The sequence below is a fragment of the Sodalinema gerasimenkoae IPPAS B-353 genome (assembly GCF_009846485.1).
Lineage (GTDB): Bacteria > Cyanobacteriota > Cyanobacteriia > Cyanobacteriales > Geitlerinemataceae > Sodalinema > Sodalinema gerasimenkoae.
In genome coordinates, this window is sequence record NZ_ML776472.1 from 2,299,646 (window position 1) to 2,317,852 (window position 18,207).

12 protein-coding genes and 1 pseudogene are annotated in these 18,207 nt (G+C 53.2%); 7 read left to right on the forward strand and 6 right to left on the reverse strand.

The features are described 5' to 3' along the window. Positions 1-70 precede the first annotated feature (70 nt). Together ppk1 and L855_RS10130 are read left to right on the forward strand one after the other, a co-directional pair. Positions 71-2,266 (forward strand): polyphosphate kinase 1, encoded by a 2,196-nt coding sequence (gene ppk1 / locus L855_RS10125; RefSeq protein ID WP_159787584.1) that lies wholly within the window; start codon positions 71-73, stop codon positions 2,264-2,266. Positions 2,267-2,344: 78 nt separating this feature from the next. Continuing rightward, positions 2,345-4,360, forward strand: a complete 2,016-nt coding sequence (locus tag L855_RS10130; protein ID WP_159787587.1) for an amylo-alpha-1,6-glucosidase — start codon at positions 2,345-2,347, stop codon at positions 4,358-4,360. Here the strand turns inward: L855_RS10130 and psb34 are convergent. The 3 genes from psb34 to L855_RS10145 form a co-directional block, all read right to left on the reverse strand. Beyond that, the gene (gene psb34, locus L855_RS10135; protein WP_159787590.1) at positions 4,346-4,525 is read right to left on the reverse strand and encodes a photosystem II assembly protein Psb34; all 180 of its coding nucleotides are present in this window, start codon (positions 4,523-4,525) and stop codon (positions 4,346-4,348) included. The two genes, L855_RS10130 and psb34, sit on opposite strands and share 15 nt — an antisense overlap. Positions 4,526-4,591: 66 nt before the next feature. After that, positions 4,592-5,635 carry a sensor histidine kinase gene (locus L855_RS10140; RefSeq protein WP_343039256.1) on the reverse strand — a complete coding sequence of 348 codons (1,044 nt, stop codon included), beginning with the start codon at positions 5,633-5,635 and terminating at the stop codon, positions 4,592-4,594. A gap of 102 nt (positions 5,636-5,737) precedes the next feature. Then, on the reverse strand, positions 5,738-6,847 hold the full coding sequence (locus tag L855_RS10145) for a VWA domain-containing protein (protein WP_159787596.1): 1,110 nt from the start codon (positions 6,845-6,847) through the stop codon (positions 5,738-5,740). 193 nt (positions 6,848-7,040) lie between these two features. Here L855_RS10145 and L855_RS10150 point away from each other — a divergent pair, with 193 nt between their 5' ends. The 3 genes from L855_RS10150 (at position 7,041) to L855_RS10160 (ending at position 13,127) form a co-directional block, all read left to right on the forward strand. After that, complete coding sequence (locus L855_RS10150; protein WP_159787599.1) at positions 7,041-11,294, forward strand: response regulator; 4,254 nt, start codon at positions 7,041-7,043, stop codon at positions 11,292-11,294. A 148-nt stretch (positions 11,295-11,442) separates the two neighbouring features. Next, entirely contained in the window at positions 11,443-12,213 is a 771-nt protein-coding gene (locus L855_RS10155) for an ATP-binding protein (protein WP_159787602.1), read from the forward strand. Between the two features lie 26 nt (positions 12,214-12,239). Next, the gene (locus L855_RS10160) at positions 12,240-13,127 is read left to right on the forward strand and encodes an ATP-binding protein (RefSeq protein WP_159787605.1); all 888 of its coding nucleotides are present in this window, start codon (positions 12,240-12,242) and stop codon (positions 13,125-13,127) included. A 147-nt stretch (positions 13,128-13,274) separates the two neighbouring features. Here the strand turns inward: L855_RS10160 and L855_RS10165 are convergent, their stop codons facing one another. Beyond that, complete coding sequence (locus L855_RS10165; RefSeq protein ID WP_159787608.1) at positions 13,275-14,354, reverse strand: PIN/TRAM domain-containing protein; 1,080 nt, start codon at positions 14,352-14,354, stop codon at positions 13,275-13,277. A 215-nt stretch (positions 14,355-14,569) separates the two neighbouring features. Here L855_RS10165 and hemW point away from each other — a divergent pair, with 215 nt between their 5' ends. Then, positions 14,570-15,820, forward strand: a complete 1,251-nt coding sequence (gene hemW, locus L855_RS10170; RefSeq protein WP_246198795.1) for a radical SAM family heme chaperone HemW — start codon at positions 14,570-14,572, stop codon at positions 15,818-15,820. A 29-nt stretch (positions 15,821-15,849) separates the two neighbouring features. Here hemW and pdhA read toward each other — a convergent pair whose 3' ends face one another. Beyond that, positions 15,850-16,884 (reverse strand): pyruvate dehydrogenase (acetyl-transferring) E1 component subunit alpha, encoded by a 1,035-nt coding sequence (gene pdhA / locus L855_RS10175; RefSeq protein WP_159787611.1) that lies wholly within the window; start codon positions 16,882-16,884, stop codon positions 15,850-15,852. Between the two features lie 113 nt (positions 16,885-16,997). Here pdhA and surE point away from each other — a divergent pair, with 113 nt between their 5' ends. Next, entirely contained in the window at positions 16,998-17,705 is a 708-nt protein-coding gene (surE, locus tag L855_RS10180; protein ID WP_159787614.1) for a 5'/3'-nucleotidase SurE, read from the forward strand. Here surE and L855_RS10185 read toward each other — a convergent pair. Beyond that, positions 17,686-18,180 (reverse strand): annotated as a pseudogene (locus L855_RS10185) (GGDEF domain-containing protein); the annotation flags it as partial. The gene surE and the pseudogene L855_RS10185 overlap by 20 nt on opposite strands. Positions 18,181-18,207 lie beyond the last annotated feature (27 nt).

Sequence of the window (18,207 nt, forward strand, 5' to 3'; positions counted from 1 at the left end):
TCCTCAATCGGCGTCATACCGCCATCCTCGCGTCATCTATTTCCCGTCGTCTCTCCCCCAAACCTTCGACATGGCAAAGACAAAGAAACCCGTCTCAGATTCATCGAGCAAAACAACCAAAGCAAGTCCCGTTAAAGCCGAAGCCCTGCAACAGCCGCAAAACTACTTTAACCGGGAATTGAGCTGGCTGGAATTTAACTATCGGGTTCTTTATGAAGCCCTCGATGATCGGACTCCCCTGCTTGAACGACTCAAGTTTATGGCCATCGTCAGTATGAACTTAGACGAGTTCTTTATGGTGCGGGTGGCAGGACTCAAACAACAGGTCAAAGCCGAAGTTCGCAAACTCACCCCTGATGGCCGCAGTCCCCAAAAGCAACTGAATGACATCAGCGATCGCCTCCATCCCATCTTCGCCGAACAACATCAGCATTTTCAGATGACACTACGGCCCCTACTGGCCGAACAAGGGATTTATCTGCTCGACTATATCGACCTCAACCAAGAACAACGGGCCTACCTACAAACCTACTTCGAGGAGAAAATTTTTCCCGTCCTCACTCCCCTAGCAGTCGATCCCGGTCACCCCTTCCCCTTCATTTCTAACCTCAGTCTGAACTTAGCCGTCGTCGTCAAAGATCCTGAAATCGATCAAGAACACTTTGCCCGCGTTAAAGTCCCCAAAGTACTGCCCCGCTTTATTGAACTCCCCCATGACTCCGATGGCGACTCCAACCCCGAGGATATGACCTGGATTGGGGTTCCCCTAGAACAAGTCATCGCCCATAACCTAGAAGCCCTGTTCCCAGGGATGAACATCCAAGAATATCACCCCTTCCGCATTACTCGTAACGCCGATATTGCCGTTGAGGAAGACGAAGCCGACGACTTGCTGCTGGCCATTGAACAGGAACTGCGGAAACGACGTTGGGGTGGATCTGTGGTGCGGATGGAAGTCCCCTCAACCCTCTCCCCTGAAGTGCGAGATATGTTGATGCGGGAGTTATCCCTAAACCCGGAAGATGTCTATGAAGTAGAAGGCCTCCTAGGATTAGGGGATTTAATGTCCTTTATGGGACTCCCGAGACCCGAACTTAAAGACGTTCCCTGGACACCTGTGATTCCTGCTCGCTTGCGGCGCTTTAGTGATGTGGATTTTGACTTCAGTCAATCAGGGAATGACGGGGATGGCGACCTATTTACAGAAATTCGGGAACGGGGCGATGTCCTCTTTCATCATCCCTATCACTCCTTTACAGCTACTGTTCAGCATTTTATTACCACCGCTGCCCACGACCCCAATGTCTTAGCCATCAAAATGACCCTCTATCGTACCTCCGGGGACTCACCGATTATTCATTCCCTGATTGATGCGGCGGAAAATGGCAAGCAAGTGGCTGTTTTAGTAGAACTCAAGGCCCGATTTGATGAGGAAAATAATATCCTCTGGGCTAGAAAGTTAGAACAGGCTGGGGTTCACGTGGTGTATGGACTGGTGGGCCTCAAAACCCATACCAAAATTTCCATGGTGGTACGCCAGGAGAAACAGCATATCCGTCGCTACGTCCATATTGGAACAGGGAATTACAACCCCAAAACCGCCAAACTTTATACAGACTTGGGGATTCTCACCTGTAACGATGCCATTGGTGCAGACTTAACAGATTTGTTTAACCACCTCACCGGCTACTCTCGCCAGCGGTCCTATCGTAAGCTCTTGGTGGCCCCGGTGAATATGCGCGATCGCATGGAGGCTCTGATTCGCCAGGAAATTAATCATGCTAAACAGGGCGGGACTGGACGCATTGTGGCTAAAATGAATGCCCTCGTCGACCCGAGTTTGATTGCGACGCTTTATGAAGCGTCTCAGGTGGGGGTGCAAATTGATCTAATCGTCCGAGGGATTTGTTGTCTGCGCCCTGGTATTGAGGGATTGAGCGAGAATATCCGCGTCATTAGTGTAATTGGGCGCTTTTTAGAACATTCACGCATCTTTTACTTCTATAATGAGGGACAAGAGCAGGTGTTTATCGGCAGTGCGGACTGGATGCCCCGAAACTTAAATCGCCGAGTTGAGGCGGTGGTTCCGGTGGAAAATCCCGTCATTGCCAAGGACTTACAAGAAATCCTCGGCATTATGCTCTCGGATAATCGTCAGGCTTGGGAACTACAGCCAGATGGCTCGTACCGTCAACGCCGTCCTAGCGAGGATGGGGTGGCTCAAGGCTCTCATGAGATTCTCATGCAGATGGCAAGGACTAATTAAGACGTAACGGATGAACAAGCAACGGCGGCAAACCCGGACAGCCATCGGGTGCAGATTCGCTAATCCCAACTCAGTCAGATGACGATTCAATTTGGGCGAGAGATCTGTGGCGACCTGGAGCAGGCGCAACAACGAGAATGGTTAGTCACCAATGGGATTGGTGGGTATGCTTGTGGCACGGTGGCGGGCCTGCTGACACGACAATATCACGGGGTGTTGGTGGCGGCGATGGAGCCGCCTTGTTGCCGACAGCTGCGGGTGGTGAAGCTGGATGAGACGGTTCAGTTGGGGGGCAAGTCTTATCCCCTCTATACCAATCGCTGGGCTGATGGAACGGTGGCCCCTCGGGGCTACTATTATCTGGAGCAGTTTCGTTTAGTCGGTCGTACTCCGGTTTGGATGTATGCCTGTGGGGAGGCCCGCCTGGAAAAATCCATTTGGATGGAATGGGGGCAGAATACGACCTATGTGCGTTATCGTCTGCTGCGGGGGGAGCGATCGCTGGAGTTGTCGATTAAAGCCCTGGTGAACGATCGCAGTCATCATGGGGGCATTACGGGGGAAAATTGGGAGATTGACCCCTGTCCTCAGGGGGTGAAGTTATCCTGTGAGGGGGGCGTTCCTTGCTATATTTTGGGCGATCGCGGTTTAGTGACGCAACGCTACAACTGGTATGCTGGCTTCGATTTGGCCCGAGAACGCGATCGCGGCAGTGGGGACTATGAAGACCACCTCCATGGAGCCACCCTAAAGGCGACCTTAGAGCCTGGGGATTCCTTTACGGTGGCCGTCAGTACCGTTGCTCTCCCCAATTTGGATGTGGCGGCGGCCTGGGAACGGTATCAGGACCGAGAGCAGGGACTTTTGGCCACCTGGGAGAGGAGTGAGCCGAGACCTCAGTTCCCCGCCTCTGAGAAGGCTCCTCCAGACTGGATTCAACAGCTCGTCTTGGCGGCGGATAGCTTTGTGGTCACTCGCCAGCCTTTATATGTGAATCCAGGTCGGCCCGAAACCACCCTCTTAACGGGTTATCCCTGGTTTGGTGATTGGGGTCGCTATACCATGATGAGCTTACCGGGGTTGACCTTGGCTACGGGCCGCTCTGAGCTGATGCGATCGGTGTTAGCCTCGGCCGCCTCCTATTTTCGTCAGGGGATTCTGCCCAATGTCTTCCCCGATGATGGGGGCCTCCCCGCCTATAACACCGTGGATGCCAGTTTGTGGTACATCGAAGCAGTACGGTTATATGTGAAGGTCACCGGCGATCGCCCCTTTCTCCAAGACATTTATCCCACCTTAGTTGATGCGGTTGAGGCCTATAGTCGTGGTGTTAGTGCGGGGATTCGCCTAGACCGCCAAGATGGTCTCTTGGAATCGGAGGCTCAGCTGACCTGGATGGATGCCAAAGTGGGAGAGACTCCCGTTACCCCTCGTCAGGGAAAAGCCGTTGAAGTCAATGCCCTGTGGTACAACGCCATCGTGGCCATGACCCAGTTTGCCGAACAGCTTGGCCAACGCTCCAAACCCTATCACGCTCTAGGACGACAGATTCAGGCAGGATTTCAGCGATTTTGGAATCCCAGTCTCGGCTATTGTTACGACGTTTTGGATGGCCCTGGGGGCGATGACATCAGGTTACGCCCCAATCAACTCTTGGCGGTGTATCTTCCGGGGCCCCTGTTATCGTTGGACCGTCGCCGGGCCATGCTTGAGGTCTGTGGTCGCTCCTTGCTCACGTCCTATGGGTTGCGATCGCTCTGTCCCGATGAGGCGGATTATCAGGGCCATTATGGGGGCAATCTCAGCCAACGCGATCGCGCCTACCATCAAGGGACGACCTGGGCCTGGTGGCTGGGAATCTATAGCCTCGCCCACTATCGTGTCTATGGGGAAGCAACCACAGCCTTGAGTATTCTCAGTCCCATTGCCGACCATTTGCAAACCGCTGGACTGGGACAAATTAGTGAAATTTTTGATGGAGACGATCCCCTATTGCCCCGAGGCTGTATTGCTCACGGGGCAGCCGTGGCCTCAGTGTTATGGGCCTGGCGGGCGATCGCCCAATCTAAGACAACGTCTTCAGCTAACCGTTGAGACGGCATAGGCCACGGCGATAATTCCTGCCACAAACAAGGCAGCTAACGCCCCGAGAATGGCATAATTGCGCTTCTCCTCCGTGGTAGGAGGTTTCGCCTCGTACATCTTGGGTTCGATGGCGTAGTTATTGAGGCGACCCCCCTCTTCATCAACGTAAGGCATGAATAAGTTTATCCTAAGGTAACTGTGTTTAATCCATACTACTACAGCGCCATCAATGAAGAGACCTTAGGGCAACATGGGCAAGGAGAAATAAAATGTGCTTCCCTGGCCCAACTGACTTTTGACCTCAATCGTTCCTCCATGCAGTTCCACCAGTCGCCGGGTAATGGCCAGGCCAATCCCGGTTCCCCCTGAATGTCGCGATCGCGATCGCTCCGCTCGCCAAAAGCGATCAAAGACATAGGGTAAATCCTCCGCTGCAATGCCAATCCCCGTATCACTCACAGCAGTCCAGATATAGGGGTCATCACACCAGGCCCGCACCGAAATTGTGCCATAGTCTGAATAGCGCACTGCATTACCCAACAGATTCATCAAGACCTGCTCAATGCGATCATAATCCCCAAAGACCTTCGGTAAATCCTCGGGACAGTCGAGGGACAGGGTTAACTCATCGATGAGCTGCTCCGACAAGCGGGTAATTAAGCCCTCTAGGAGGCTGCATAAACACAGGGGTTTGGGGTCAATGGTTAAATAGCCCGCCTCCGCCTTCGATAGCTCCTGTAAGTCATTGACCAGCCGTTCTAAGCGACGGGTTTCACGGGCCAACTTATCATAGGTTTCTGGCGTCGGTTCTAGACGACCATCGGCCAGTTCCTCTAAATACCCCCGCATTACCGTCAGCGGAGTTCGCAACTCATGGGTCATATCACTAATGAGTTCTCGGCGGCGATGTTCAATCTCACGAATGCTATCCGCCATGCGATTAAAACTAAGACTAAGTTGGTAAAATTCCGGGATTTCACTCATCGGCATTCGCTCATCAAAATCCCCCGCTGCAAACCGTTGTGTAATCTGCCGCATTCGTCTTAGCGGTAGGGTAATCCGTCGTGAAAGCCAATAACTCAGGACAACTGCTGCTGAAGCGCCACTAATAACAGACCAAAAAGTACTGCGATTCCAGGTCGTCTCAAATCCCTTAACAATATAGGTTTTTACGGAGCGAACACTAAAAAACTCCGTGCTTTCCATCTGTTCAAGTTGAATAATGAATTGTCGAGGTGAGTAAATTTTACTGATTAAAATAAAGCTACCTAGCCCGACCAGCATGACCAAAAGATGGGACAAAAATAATCGTATTTTAACATCGACTTTCATAGTATAAAATGGCCCCAAACTCAATGGATAGATAACAACTATGCTGAACCGGTTTTAGCCTAGCAAATACTCACTCATCACCGCTGGAAACTCATCGGGGTGACAGGCAAAGCTCGGAATCCCCAAGTGAGCCAAATGCTCAGCATTCGCCACATCATAGCGAGGAACGCCAGCCTCATCGAGCGCCAACAGACTGACGACCCGTACCCCTGATGCTAGCAATTGCCCGAAAGATTGCCAGAGTAGCGGGCGATCGCCCCCATCATATAAATCACTCAGGAGAATTAGAATCGTCTCATGGGGCTGTTGAATCTCTTGTAAGCTATAGCGTAAGACGGCTGAAATATCCGTGCCACCGCCGAGCTGCATTGCCAATAACAGGTTGACCGGATCTCGTAGATGGGGTGTTAAGTCCAGCACCGATGTATCAAAGGCCAACAAACGCACATTCAGTGAAGATACAGACGCCAAAACCGAGGCGAAGACGCTAGCATAGACCACTGAAGCGGCCATCGAGGCACTTTGGTCTAGACAGAGAACGACATCAGACAGGAGACGCGGCGGCGTTCCTCGATGAATTAGTTTTTCAGGAATGATCGTGCCATAGTGGGGCTGATAATGTTTGAGATTGGCATACAGGGTGCGTTGCCAATCAATGTCTCGATAGCGGGGATGGAGCTGGGGCGATCGCTGGCGAAGACGGCCCAATAGGGCTTGCTGGGTAGCCGGACGTAATCGCTGCTCTAATTCCTCGACCACCTGACGGACAATCTCACGAATCCGCTCTAGCTTGGAATCGGGTAACGTGGACATCAACGTTAACACCTCCGCCGCTAACATCGGATCAACATCGAGGCGATCGCTCAATTCAGGTTCGAGCAGTAGCGATCGCAAATTCAGCCGTTCGATAGCATCTTGTTGCATCACCCGAACCACCGACTCAGGGAAATGGCCGCGAATCTCATCTAACCAGCGCACTAAACTGAGGGTTGAGCGTCCTAATCCCCCGGAACGAGACGGCTGATAGAGTGCCTCCAGTGATCGCACTCGCCGCTCATCCAACCTATCCTCAGAAGGGTTTGCTTCCGTAGCATCTGTTCCCAAAATCAATCGCCAACGGCGAGAAGCTTGTACATTAGAAGGAAGGTTAAGATTATCAGTCATGGTCAACGTCCATTCACTTAATGAAAATGCTCTAAACAAATAGAGATTTGCCAGGAACTCGTTGTAACGTCTAAACAGGCCAAGAGGGCGGACTCACTCGACAGCCGAAGGTCAGGCAAAATAGAGATGATAGCTTGCCCCCATTGAGCAATTCCCCTGGGAACATCGGTTGATTATTTTCTTCCACTCCGGCATGAAACTACGAAAGAAAACTTTACTCATCGTCGGTGCGGCGTTGGTGGCGTTGAACATTACGATTTACGCCATATCTTCGTTAATCTTACTGAGAGATTTCACGCATCTGGAGCAGCAGTACGTCCATCAAGACGTGACCCATGCCCTGCGTGCCGTCGACCATGAACTGTCGAGTCTCAACACCATTGCCCGAGACTATGCCGAGTGGGATGACACCTATGAGTTTATCAAAACCGGAAACCCCGATTATGTGCGCTCCAACCTGATTGACTCGACATTTTCCTACCTGAACCTAAACTTCATGGTTTTTGTCGATGCTCAAGGTCAGATTCGCTTCGAGAAAGCCTATGACCGGACTCATAGCCGCAGCATTCCGCTGCCAGAGGGACTAGAGCCATTTCTCAACCCCGAGCAGCCTGAGCATTCCCTGTTAATCACCGATCATCCTGACGACGGCATCCAGGGCCTTCTCGAACTCGAAGGGGAGCCATTCGCCGTAGCGGCCCGTCCCATCGTCACCAGCCAAATTACCGGTCCCCTTCGAGGAACCCTGATTGTCGGCCGCTACTTCGATCAGCAGGCGATCGCCCGGCTGGCCGAACAAACCCAACTCGCCCTCGATCTTTACCCCCGCCAGGGTGAGGATGTGCCGGCCGATGTTCAACAGGCCTGGCAGGACTTGCTCAACCCCTCCCAAGCTCGACCTCAACCCCTCGCCGCTCATCGCAATCCTGGGGAGTCGGCCATTGACGTCGCGCTCAACCTGACCCTCAGGACCTTTAACCAGAACGGCTATAAATCCCAGCCGAGGGTTCGTTTGCCCTATCTTCCCCTCCCTCCAGGAGAACGAATTGCCGGGTATACCCTTCTAGAGGATCTCAACCAAAATCCCATTCGCCTGCTGCGGGTGAATGCCCCTCGGGCTATCTACCAACAGGGGCAGATTAGCATTCGTTACTTTTCCCTGGCCCTGATTAGTGTGGGAGTTATCTTTAGTGGCCTAACCCTGTTGCTCGTCGAAAAACTGGTCTTATCGCCTCTGTCTCAGCTCAGTGAGAGCATGAATCAACTCAAACAGACCGGCGATCCCCAGCAACGCCTCCCCAGCATCGGAGAAGACGAACTCTCAAGTCTAGCCAATACCGTCAACGAGATGCTCGACGCTCTAGGGCGATCGCAATTTGAACGGCAAGAAACCGAACAACGGTATCGGCTCATGGCCGAGAACTCCACCGACTTAATTGCCCGACAGAACCTTGACGGTCAGTTTCTCTATGCCTCTCCCGCCGCCGAAGTGCTGCTCGGCTACAAACCCGAAGAACTCATCGACCGCTACGCCCGAGACCTCATCCACCCCCTCGATCGCGACAACTTCAACTACTCCACCGCTGAAGTCATCACCACAACCGGCTCCTTAACCCTCAGTTACCGCATTCGCCATAAAGACGGCCATTACATCTGGTTTGAAACCACCAGTCGGGCCTTTAACCAGGGTAAACGGAACAGCCCCCTCCGTCAGACTCCAGATTCCCCCATCCGGGAAATCGTCAGCGTCTCGCGAGACATCACCGAACGAAAACTGGCCGAAGAAGATCTCCGGGAAAGTGAAGCCTCGATTCGGGCCATCTACAAAGTCACCTCCTCCCGTCAACTGAACTTCCGCCAGCGATTGCAGGGCCTCCTAGAACTGGGACGGCAACGATTCGGGATGGAAATCGCCATCCTCTCCCGGATTCAGGACGAAGACTTTGAAGTGATGGAAGTTCAATGTCCCCAAACCCCTCCGGGAATGGTGGTCACCCATCCCCTGATGCCTGGACAGCGTTTACCCCTGGCAGAAACCTATTGCTTCCGAACTGTCGAAGCCAACGACCCCTTATATTTTGAATTTCTCCTAATGTATGGCACCAATGTGCCGCCTAAATATGGGCCCTTCCGCATTCAAGCCTATATCGGGACTCCCGTCATTGTCGCCGGAGAAGTTTATGGAACCCTGAGCTTTTCGAGCCGGACGCCACTTCATGACCCCTTCAAACCCGTAGACCGAGAAATCCTCAAATTGATGGCCCAATGGATTGGCGGGGAGATTGAACGACAAGAGACCGCCGCCGACCTGGCCCGAACCCGCGATCGCGCCCTAGCCGCCACCCAAGCCAAGAGCGAATTTCTGGCCACCATGAGCCATGAAATTCGCACCCCCATGAATGCCGTCATCGGCATGACTGGCTTACTCCTGGACACTGAACTGTCCCTGGAACAGCGAGATTTTGTCGAGACCATCCGCAGTAGTGGCGATACCCTGCTGACGATTATTAACGACATTCTCGACTTCTCGAAAATCGAATCCGGCAAACTCGAACTCGAACAACATCCCTTTGATTTACGGGCCTGCGTGGAACAGTCCCTAGACTTGCTGGCCTCCAAAGCCACCGGGAAAGGGCTAGAACTGGCCTATCTAATGAGCAACGACACCCCGCAGCATATTTGTGGGGATGTGACACGGGTGCGGCAAATTTTAGTCAACTTGCTCAGCAACGCCGTTAAATTTACCGACGAGGGGGAAGTGGTCATCTCGATTATGGCCGAACAGGTCGATCGCCCCCACCCGGATAATAGTTCCTGCGAGGTAGCTGAGGCCGAGTCCTCAGACCCCATAGAGCTTCCCTACTACCGCATTCAATTTGCGGTGCGTGATACGGGAATTGGCATCCAGAGCGATCGGATGCACCGATTATTCCGCTCCTTTTCCCAGGTGGACTCCTCCACCACCCGTCAGTATGGCGGGACTGGCTTAGGATTAGCCATTAGTAAACGTCTGGCTGAGATGATGGATGGAGTCATGTGGGTCGAGAGTATGGGTCATATTACGGGAGACTGTCCTGATGAGTTTGAACTCACCACCGCTCCAGACGACACGGGATCGGTGTTCTACTTTACCCTCATTGCCCCCCAAGCTCCCCAAGTGCCTCTCGTCAAGTCCTTACGGCATCGGGTGGAACTTCAGGGCAAACGTCTCCTGGTCGTGGATGATAATGCCACCAACCGTAAAATTTTGACGATGACAACCCAAGGCTGGGGGATGGAAACCCTTGCCATCGCTGACGGGCCAACAGCCTTAGAGTTAGTGCCTCATCAACCCCGCTTCGACTTGGTCATTTTGGATATGCAGATGCCGAAGATGGACGGGTTGACTCTGGCCCAAGAACTCCAGACGTTCGCGGTCATGAAGGATATTCCGGTGATGATCCTGACTTCGATGGGGACGGAAATCCAAGGGGTTGAGGTGCAACTAGCGGCCCTGCTCAACAAGCCGATTAAGCAGTCTCAACTGTATGAGATTTTGGTTGGGGTCTTAAGTGGGGAGCCGGTGGAGCGAGAATATGAGAAAACGCCCAAGTTAGATGGACATCTGGCCGATCGCTTCCCTCTGAAGATTTTGGTGGCTGAAGACAATGCGGTGAACCAGAAGGTGGCCACCCAAACCCTGGCCCGCATGGGTTATCGGGCGGATGTGGTGGGGAATGGTTTGGAAGTCCTCGATGCCCTAACGCGGCAGCATTATGATGTGGTCTTGATGGATGTGCAAATGCCGGTGATGGATGGGTTAGAGTCTTCCCGTCGCATTTGCAAGAAATGGGCCAAATCCCGCCGTCCCTATTTGATTGCGGTGACCGCTAATGCTATGCAGGGCGATCGCGAGGATTGTATTGCAGCGGGGATGGATGACTATATCAGTAAGCCGATTCGCATCAATGAGTTAATTCAGGCCTTATCCCGCTGTCCGGTGACGGGGACTGTGTCTCTGAAGGCGTTTACCGCTGATCCGGAGTCCTCGGACCGGCGAGAGGTGGAGGAGAGTCCCCCGGAAGCGAGTCTACCGGTTTTGAATGAGAGAACCTTAGAGGATTTACGGGAACTTGAAGCCTTAGAGGAGTTGGTGGATTTGTATTTACAAGAAACCCCACAATTGCTCGAAGGGGTAGAGACGGCGATCGCCGATCAGAATCCCCAACAACTGCGGGAGTCAGCCCATTCTCTGAAATCCACCAGTGCCGCCCTGGGGGCTGATCCGCTCTCGGATTTGAGCCGGGAACTCGAAGAAAAGGGCAAAGCCCAGGACTTAACTGGGGTGAATGAGCTATGGGAGCGGCTTGTCCAACAGTACGATCGCACGGTGGATGCCCTGCAAGCGGCGAAAGAGGAGGATTCCTCCCCAGATAGCCAAGAACAAGAGCTGACCATGAACAATTGAGATTTGACCCCATTTTCGGGGGCGGTGCGTTCCGGCAAGTTTCATCTCGTATCATGGCTCAGCCATGAGATGCCAACCAGGAGGCTCTGCCTCCCGATCTGCCAACAAATGCTGTTATCCTAGAGAGCAAATTAAGCCCTCAACCCTCATGGCTGAGAAGTCTCCCTTCCTTGCCGGCCCCATGATTACTGACCCTCGCTTTTTCGTGGGCCGTCAGCAAGAACTAGAGATAATCCTCAGTCGCATGATTGGCGATCAACCCATCAGCATCAATCTAGTGGGACCCAAGTGCATCGGCAAATCCTCGTTGCTCTGTCATCTCTATCAGACCTACGAAGAAAGACTGAGCGGTAAAGGGGTAGATCCGAAAAACTATGCTATGGTCTATCTCTCCGTCAAAGGCTACGACTCAGAACCGAAGTTATACGAAAAGATTGCCGATAAACTTCTTAAGGCTCTACCAAACAACGGAATAGCTCAGCGGCTGGGGTTTCAACAAAATCCTGTTAAATCTCAATTGCAAGCTCGCCCCCTCAATCGTCATGATTTCTCGCAAGCGATTCGTGACTGTAAAGAATCAGAATTCTTGCCGGTGTTATGCCTAGATTCATTTGATAATTTAGGCAAGAAAAAGAACTCTTTTGATTTAGGCTTTTATGAGAATTTACGGTCGTTAATGGACAGCAATGATCTGATGCTGATTATAGCCAGTCGTCAGCCCTTGGACAAACTGTTACCCAAGCATTACTATCGCTCATTTTTTGGCAATGTTGGCCATAGCATGACTCTCAAAAAATCAACCAAGGCTGACGCTGAGACTGTTGCTCGTTTGCCTGCATTTACCTCAGACGATGCTTTTCCTGCCTTAAGTCCCAATCAGCAAAAATTGACCTTAAACTGGGGAAAGCAGCATCCTTAAACCAGCAACGAGTTGTCCTTCAGGCAATGGTGGGGATTACCGCTGAGTCAACCCGTCGTTGCGATCGCCTGAGTGACATTGCCAACATTGCTGATGACCTGGCCTGGATTCCATCCCCACCCCCTCGTCAACTGGGTACGATTCTCCCGAGTCTCTTGGATATCAGTCGTGGCATTCGGGCTGCTCAACAGGGGAGTAGCCCCTATCGTCGAGTGGAACTACTCAAAGACCCCGTGGAGAAACTTCAAACCCTACAACAGTCCCTAAACTTGCCCGAGAATGCCAAAATTGCCCCCCGCTTTGGCCCTACTGTACAGCGTTGGCTGGGACTGGTGGAGCAAGCCAAACGCAGTTGGAGGGAAGAGGCGAAGGGTCAGGGCGAGATTCCCCTCGCCTATATTGCGGGTTCGGCCCTCGATCCCAGAACCTCAGAAGGACGGTTTAAAGGTCGTCAGGATATCTTCGAGGCGTTAGAAACTGTTGCTTTGGCTGATCAAGCCCCTATTTTGCTCCTCTATGGCGGCCGGCGGACGGGCAAAACCTCGGCCCTAAAATATCTGCCCCGACGACTGGGAAGCGACTTAATTGGCTTGCTCGTTGACTGTCAGGGGATTGCTGAAGTCACCAGCCTGCGGGGGGTGGCAGAATCTTTGGCTGAACAAATCACGAACTCGGCTCGCACTGGCTACAATTTACAACTGCCCGCAATTGACACTGTATCCGAGAACTCCTCACGTCTGAGAAAGCGGCGGTGCACTCTCAAGGCTACCGCAAGCTGGTCGATCGCGAATTTTTGGAACGAGACGGCAGAGGCTTCCGCTTCCAGGTTCCTCTCGTTGCACGGTTCTGTCAGGGACAGGTGGAGGGTGAGATTTGACCCAACCTCCGGGGGCGGTGCGTTCCGGCAAGTTTGAGATCTTGGGTCAACGGTTCAAGCTGGACTGATGCCGGGACGCACGCTACCATGGCTGTCATCCCCTCCTGGGAGGGGTTAGGGGTGGGTTCCCCCCTACTGCCTACTGCCTACTGCCTACTGCCTACTGCCTACTGCCTTCTTCCCCCTACGCCATCGCCGAGGCATGGGGACGGGCGAAAATCATCCGGCCGGCTGACGTTTGTAAGGCACTGGTGACGATGACGTGAATTTCACTGCCGATGAGGTCTGAACTCTCTTCAACCACCACCATAGTTCCATCATCAAGATAGCCGACACCCTGATCCGGTTCCTTGCCCGTCTTGAGGATTTTGACTTCAATATCATCACCCGGGAGATAGGACAAGCGCACCGCCTGAGCTAACTCGTTGATATTCAGAACCGACACTTTTTGCAGAGTCGCCACTTTGCTGAGGTTGAAGTCATTCGTCAGGAGGGTGGCGTTGATTTCTGCCGCCAGACGCACCAACTTGGCATCCACCGTCATCGGTTCGTCATAATCGGCGGGATAGATATCAATGCGCTCGGGATAATCTTCTTTAATCTGATTGAGAATATCCAAGCCACGGCGGCCCCGGACCCGTTTCCCGTCGTTGGAGGCATCGGCTACCTGTTGCAATTCCTCTAAAACAAATTGGGGAATCAGGATAGGTCCTTCCAGAAAGCCCGTTTCTAGGAGGTTCTGAATCCGTCCGTCAATAATGCAACTGGTATCGACGACTTTGGTGGTAGCCGGTTTGAGGGTTCCTTCAGCCACCATCAGACTTTCGACGCTGTTGGGGTTGAGCAGGCGCAGAAAGGCCCGGCCATGGGTATCGGCCAGGGTGACGCCGAGAAAGCCGAACATGACGCTCCCCAACACCGCGACAAAGGGTTTGATGAAGGTGAAGTCTTTGGGAATAGGTACGAGGAATACGGGCGCTAACATAAGGTTGGCGACCAATAAACCAGCCACTAACCCTAGAGCGCGGGTGAGTAGGACTTCTAGGGGCATTTGACGGATGTTGGCTTCGATACGCCGATAGGTGGTTTGTACCGAGAGGCCCACTACGCCACTGATGAGGGCGGCAAAACTTGCCACCACCCAGCGTAAGCCGTCAACGTTGGTGACTTGCTGCATTGCGCTCCCTGGGAGGAGTTCAATGCTGAAAAAGCCTACCCCGGCTCCCGCAATGATAAATGAGATGATAATAAGTGCGTCGAGCATCGTTTTGATTCCGGTTAGGACGGGATCGAATTGGGTTGGGGAAGCGATCCGTTGGGTTCAGGGACGACTCGGAGATGCAGCAGAGGTCCGCTGTGGAGTGGTGTCCTTTTGCCTCAACGTTTTACCCATTATAATGGCTGATTCCCAAGGGCGATCGCCCCCCTAGGGACAGGAACCGTTAGGCTTAAGGTGAGGTTTACCGATGTCCGTTGGCTATGGGTTCTACGATTTCGACGGTTCCGGCTGAAGGTACGGGGTTGTCCTGGATGGCTCAAACCTATGCCCCACCGAGGTCTGCTTATGTTCATATTCCTTTCTGTCGCCGTCGCTGTTTTTATTGTGATTTTCCCATCTCCGTGATCGGCGATCGCCAATCGGGGGACAGCTCCCCAGCGATCGCTCGCTATGTAGACCATCTCTGTGGGGAGATTGGCGCAACACCCAATTTAGGGGCGGAGGTCGGGCTGTCCCTAGAAACGGTCTTTTTCGGAGGAGGCACTCCCTCCCTGCTCTCTGGGGCGCAACTGGGGCAGATTCTGGAGAGTCTACGAGAGCAGTTTGGCCTCGATCCAGGGGCAGAAATTTCCATTGAAATGGACCCAGGAACCTTTGATGGCCAGAAAGTGCGGGAGTTTCTCGCAGCGGGAATCACTCGGATTAGTTTCGGGGCCCAAGCCTTCCAGGATAAACTGCTGGCGGTGTGTGGGCGATCGCACTCGGTGGCGGAGATTTATCGGGCCTATGAGTGGCTCCAGGAGGCGGGGGCGGAGAATGTAAGCTTTGATCTCATCTGTGGACTGCCCCATCAACGGTTAGAGCAATGGCAGGAATCCTTAGGGGCGGCGATCACCCTCAAGCCCCAGCATCTCTCAGTCTATGACCTAATCGTTGAACCCAAAACTGTGTTTGCCCGCCGCTATGAGCCGGAAACCCATCCCCTTCCCGATGGGGATTTAGCCGCCGAGTTCTATCGCCAGGCGATCGCCCAACTCCAAGCCGCCGGTTACACCCATTACGAAATCAGTAACCATGCTCAACCGGGCTATGCCTGTCGCCATAATCAAACCTATTGGCAGAATCGCCCCTATTATGGCTTCGGCATGGGAGCCACCAGTTACAGCCAAGGGCAACGGGTTTCTCGCCCAAGAACCCGCGTTGAATATGTCAAATGGCTGCAAGAGTATCTCAAGCAAAATGGCAGCCTTGACGCGCCTCCTGTGGATAGCAATGACCTGATTTTAGAAACGCTGATGTTGCGCCTACGCTTGGCGGAGGGCATTCCCCTTGCGGAACTTCAGGCCAATCTTGCCCCCGAAGCTCGACAAGACCTCCAGAGGGCGATCGCCCCCTACATCGAGCGAGGCTGGGTAGACTGGGGCGAGGATGCTGTTAGATTAACAGACCCCGAAGGGTTCCTATTCTCCAACAGCATTCTCTCTAGCCTATTCAACGCCCTAGAGCCATGAGCGACCCATCATGAGTCAGCCCACCCTCGTTAAACGTCCTCAGCAAAAATAAAGCGGCGCAGTTCACTGGGGTCAGGTTCCGGACTCGATTCGGCAAATTCAACGGACTCATCAATGGTCTGTTGAATCTGGGACTGAATGTCCTGGAGTTCCTCAGAATTGGCCAGATGATTACTGGTCAAGAAGGTTTCAAAGCGGTTAATCGGGTCACGGGCAAACCAAACCTCTTTTTCTTCCTTCGAGCGTAACTCATCCGGGTCAGCCAGAGAATGGCCTCGGAAGCGATAGGTGAGAGCCTCAATCAGAGTTGGGCCTTCCCCGGCGCGGGCCCGTTTGACGGCTTCTTGAGCCACCGCGCGCACCGCCACGACATCCATCCCATCAACCTCAACCCCAGCCATATTGAAGACACTGGCTTTTTTGTAGATTTCCGGTTGTGAGGTGGCCCGTTCGTGAGCCATACCAATGGCCCACTTATTGTTTTCCACCACAAAAATAATCGGCAACTTCCAGAGAGACGCCATATTCAGGGTTTCAAAAAACTGGCCATTATTACTGGCGCCATCCCCAAAGAAACAGGCCACCACCTGATTGGCGTTGGGGTCTTTCATGACTTCCTTACGGTAGCGAACCTGGAAGGCGGCGCCCATGGCCACGGGAATCCCCTCAGCGACGAAGGCATACCCCCCAAGTAGCTTATGCTCCTTGGAGAACATGTGCATCGACCCACCACGGCCCTTACTGCATCCGGTGGCTTTGCCGAACAGTTCCGCCATGACTTCCCGGGCCGGAACCCCAGCACTCAGGGCATGAACGTGATCGCGGTAGGTGCTGCACACATAATCATCACCGGGATTCATGGCCTGAATGACTCCCGAGGAGACGGCTTCCTGTCCGTTATAGAGGTGGACGAAGCCGAACATTTTGCCTCGATAGTACATTTCGGCGCATTTATCCTCGAATAAGCGCCCGAGAACCATGTCTTTGTAGATTCGGAGTCCATCTTCACGGCTGATTTCTGCCGAGTCAGGATTGGATGTGGGGAGGGTGCGTTCTGTAACCATTGAGATTTCGACTGTCCCAAACAATAACCTAATTGATCCAGGATACACGGGTGGGGGGAACGGGATAGGATAAGAGGGGTTTTTTACCAGGATTGTTTAGATAGGGGCCTGTGATGGCGATCACACTCACCAACGACGATGGAATTGATGCACCGGGACTGATGGCCTTACAGGAGGCGGTGGCTCAGGTGACGGATGAACCGGTTTGGGTGATTGCTCCCGACTCTCATCTGTCCGGTTGTGGCCATCAAGTGACCACCCACAAGCCGCTGAAGATTGAGGAGCGAGCCGAGGGCCAGATTGCCGTCAGTGGCACTCCCGCCGATTGTACCCGCTTAGCGTTAACGCATCTGTGTCCTGAGGCGAGTTGGCTGTTGTCAGGCATTAATTTTGGCGGCAATTTGGGGGTGGATGAGTATATTTCGGGAACCGTGGCGGCGGTGCGAGAAGCGGCGATATTGGGGGTGCGGGCGATCGCCTTCTCCCAATATCGCGATCGCCGTCTTCCTCCTCCAGATTGGCAGGTGAGCCGTCGCTATGCCGTGGCGGTGTTGCGAGAGCTGATGGCCCGTCCCCTGGAGAGGGGCTGTTTCTGGAATGTCAATTTTCCCCATATCCCCGTTGAGGCGGGAGTTGCCGAAATTCTTCTGCCTGAAATGGTGTTTTGTTCCGCCAGTCAGCAACCGTTACCGACGGAATTTGAGCGACAGGGAAACGAGTTCACCTATGTGGGGAATTATTCGGGACGGGAACGGGTTGCTGGGGATGATGTGGATGTCTGCTTTTCGGGGCAGATCGCCATCAGCCAACGTCGGGTTTAGGTATCTCGGGGGTTATGGGTCCGTTGGCCAGCACCACCTGATTTCGCCCCCCGGCTTTAGCCCTGTATAATGCCTGGTCAGAGGCTTTCAAAAGGCTTAAATACGATCCCCCCTGCTCAGGGTAGCTCGCGACCCCAAATGAGGCGGTAACCTGCCCGATTAGTTGATTTTCATAGTAAAGGTTCAGTTGGGCGATCGCCTGTCGCAACTGTTCAGCGATCCCGGTAGCCGTCTCCAAGGTCATATTGGGGAAGATAATCACGAACTCCTCACCCCCATAGCGACAGACCACATCACAGACGCGCAAGTTCGTCTTGAGACATTGGCTAATGGATTGCAAGACCGAGTCTCCAACATCATGACCGTAGGTGTCATTGAAGCTTTTGAAGTGATCCACATCAAGCATCACGAGACTTAGGGAATCTCCCTGCAAGCTGGCCCGTTCAATTTCTTGTTGTAGGGTGTCTTCAAAGTGACGGCGGTTATATCAAGTCCGGTTAAT

Excerpts from the sequence above, each read along its gene's own strand:
- ppk1 (WP_159787584.1), top strand. The coding sequence starts at position 71 with ATGGCAAAGACAAAGAAACCCGTCTCAGATTCATCGAGCAAAACAACC.
- L855_RS10130 (WP_159787587.1), top strand. The coding sequence starts at position 2,345 with ATGACGATTCAATTTGGGCGAGAGATCTGTGGCGACCTGGAGCAGGCG.
- psb34 (WP_159787590.1), bottom strand. The coding sequence starts at position 4,525 with ATGCCTTACGTTGATGAAGAGGGGGGTCGCCTCAATAACTACGCCATC.
- L855_RS10140 (WP_343039256.1), bottom strand. The coding sequence starts at position 5,635 with ATGCTGGTCGGGCTAGGTAGCTTTATTTTAATCAGTAAAATTTACTCA.
- L855_RS10145 (WP_159787596.1), bottom strand. The coding sequence starts at position 6,847 with ATGACTGATAATCTTAACCTTCCTTCTAATGTACAAGCTTCTCGCCGT.
- L855_RS10150 (WP_159787599.1), top strand. The coding sequence starts at position 7,041 with ATGAAACTACGAAAGAAAACTTTACTCATCGTCGGTGCGGCGTTGGTG.
- L855_RS10155 (WP_159787602.1), top strand. The coding sequence starts at position 11,443 with ATGGCTGAGAAGTCTCCCTTCCTTGCCGGCCCCATGATTACTGACCCT.
- L855_RS10160 (WP_159787605.1), top strand. The coding sequence starts at position 12,240 with ATGGTGGGGATTACCGCTGAGTCAACCCGTCGTTGCGATCGCCTGAGT.
- L855_RS10165 (WP_159787608.1), bottom strand. The coding sequence starts at position 14,354 with ATGCTCGACGCACTTATTATCATCTCATTTATCATTGCGGGAGCCGGG.
- hemW (WP_246198795.1), top strand. The coding sequence starts at position 14,570 with ATGGGTTCTACGATTTCGACGGTTCCGGCTGAAGGTACGGGGTTGTCC.
- pdhA (WP_159787611.1), bottom strand. The coding sequence starts at position 16,884 with ATGGTTACAGAACGCACCCTCCCCACATCCAATCCTGACTCGGCAGAA.
- surE (WP_159787614.1), top strand. The coding sequence starts at position 16,998 with ATGGCGATCACACTCACCAACGACGATGGAATTGATGCACCGGGACTG.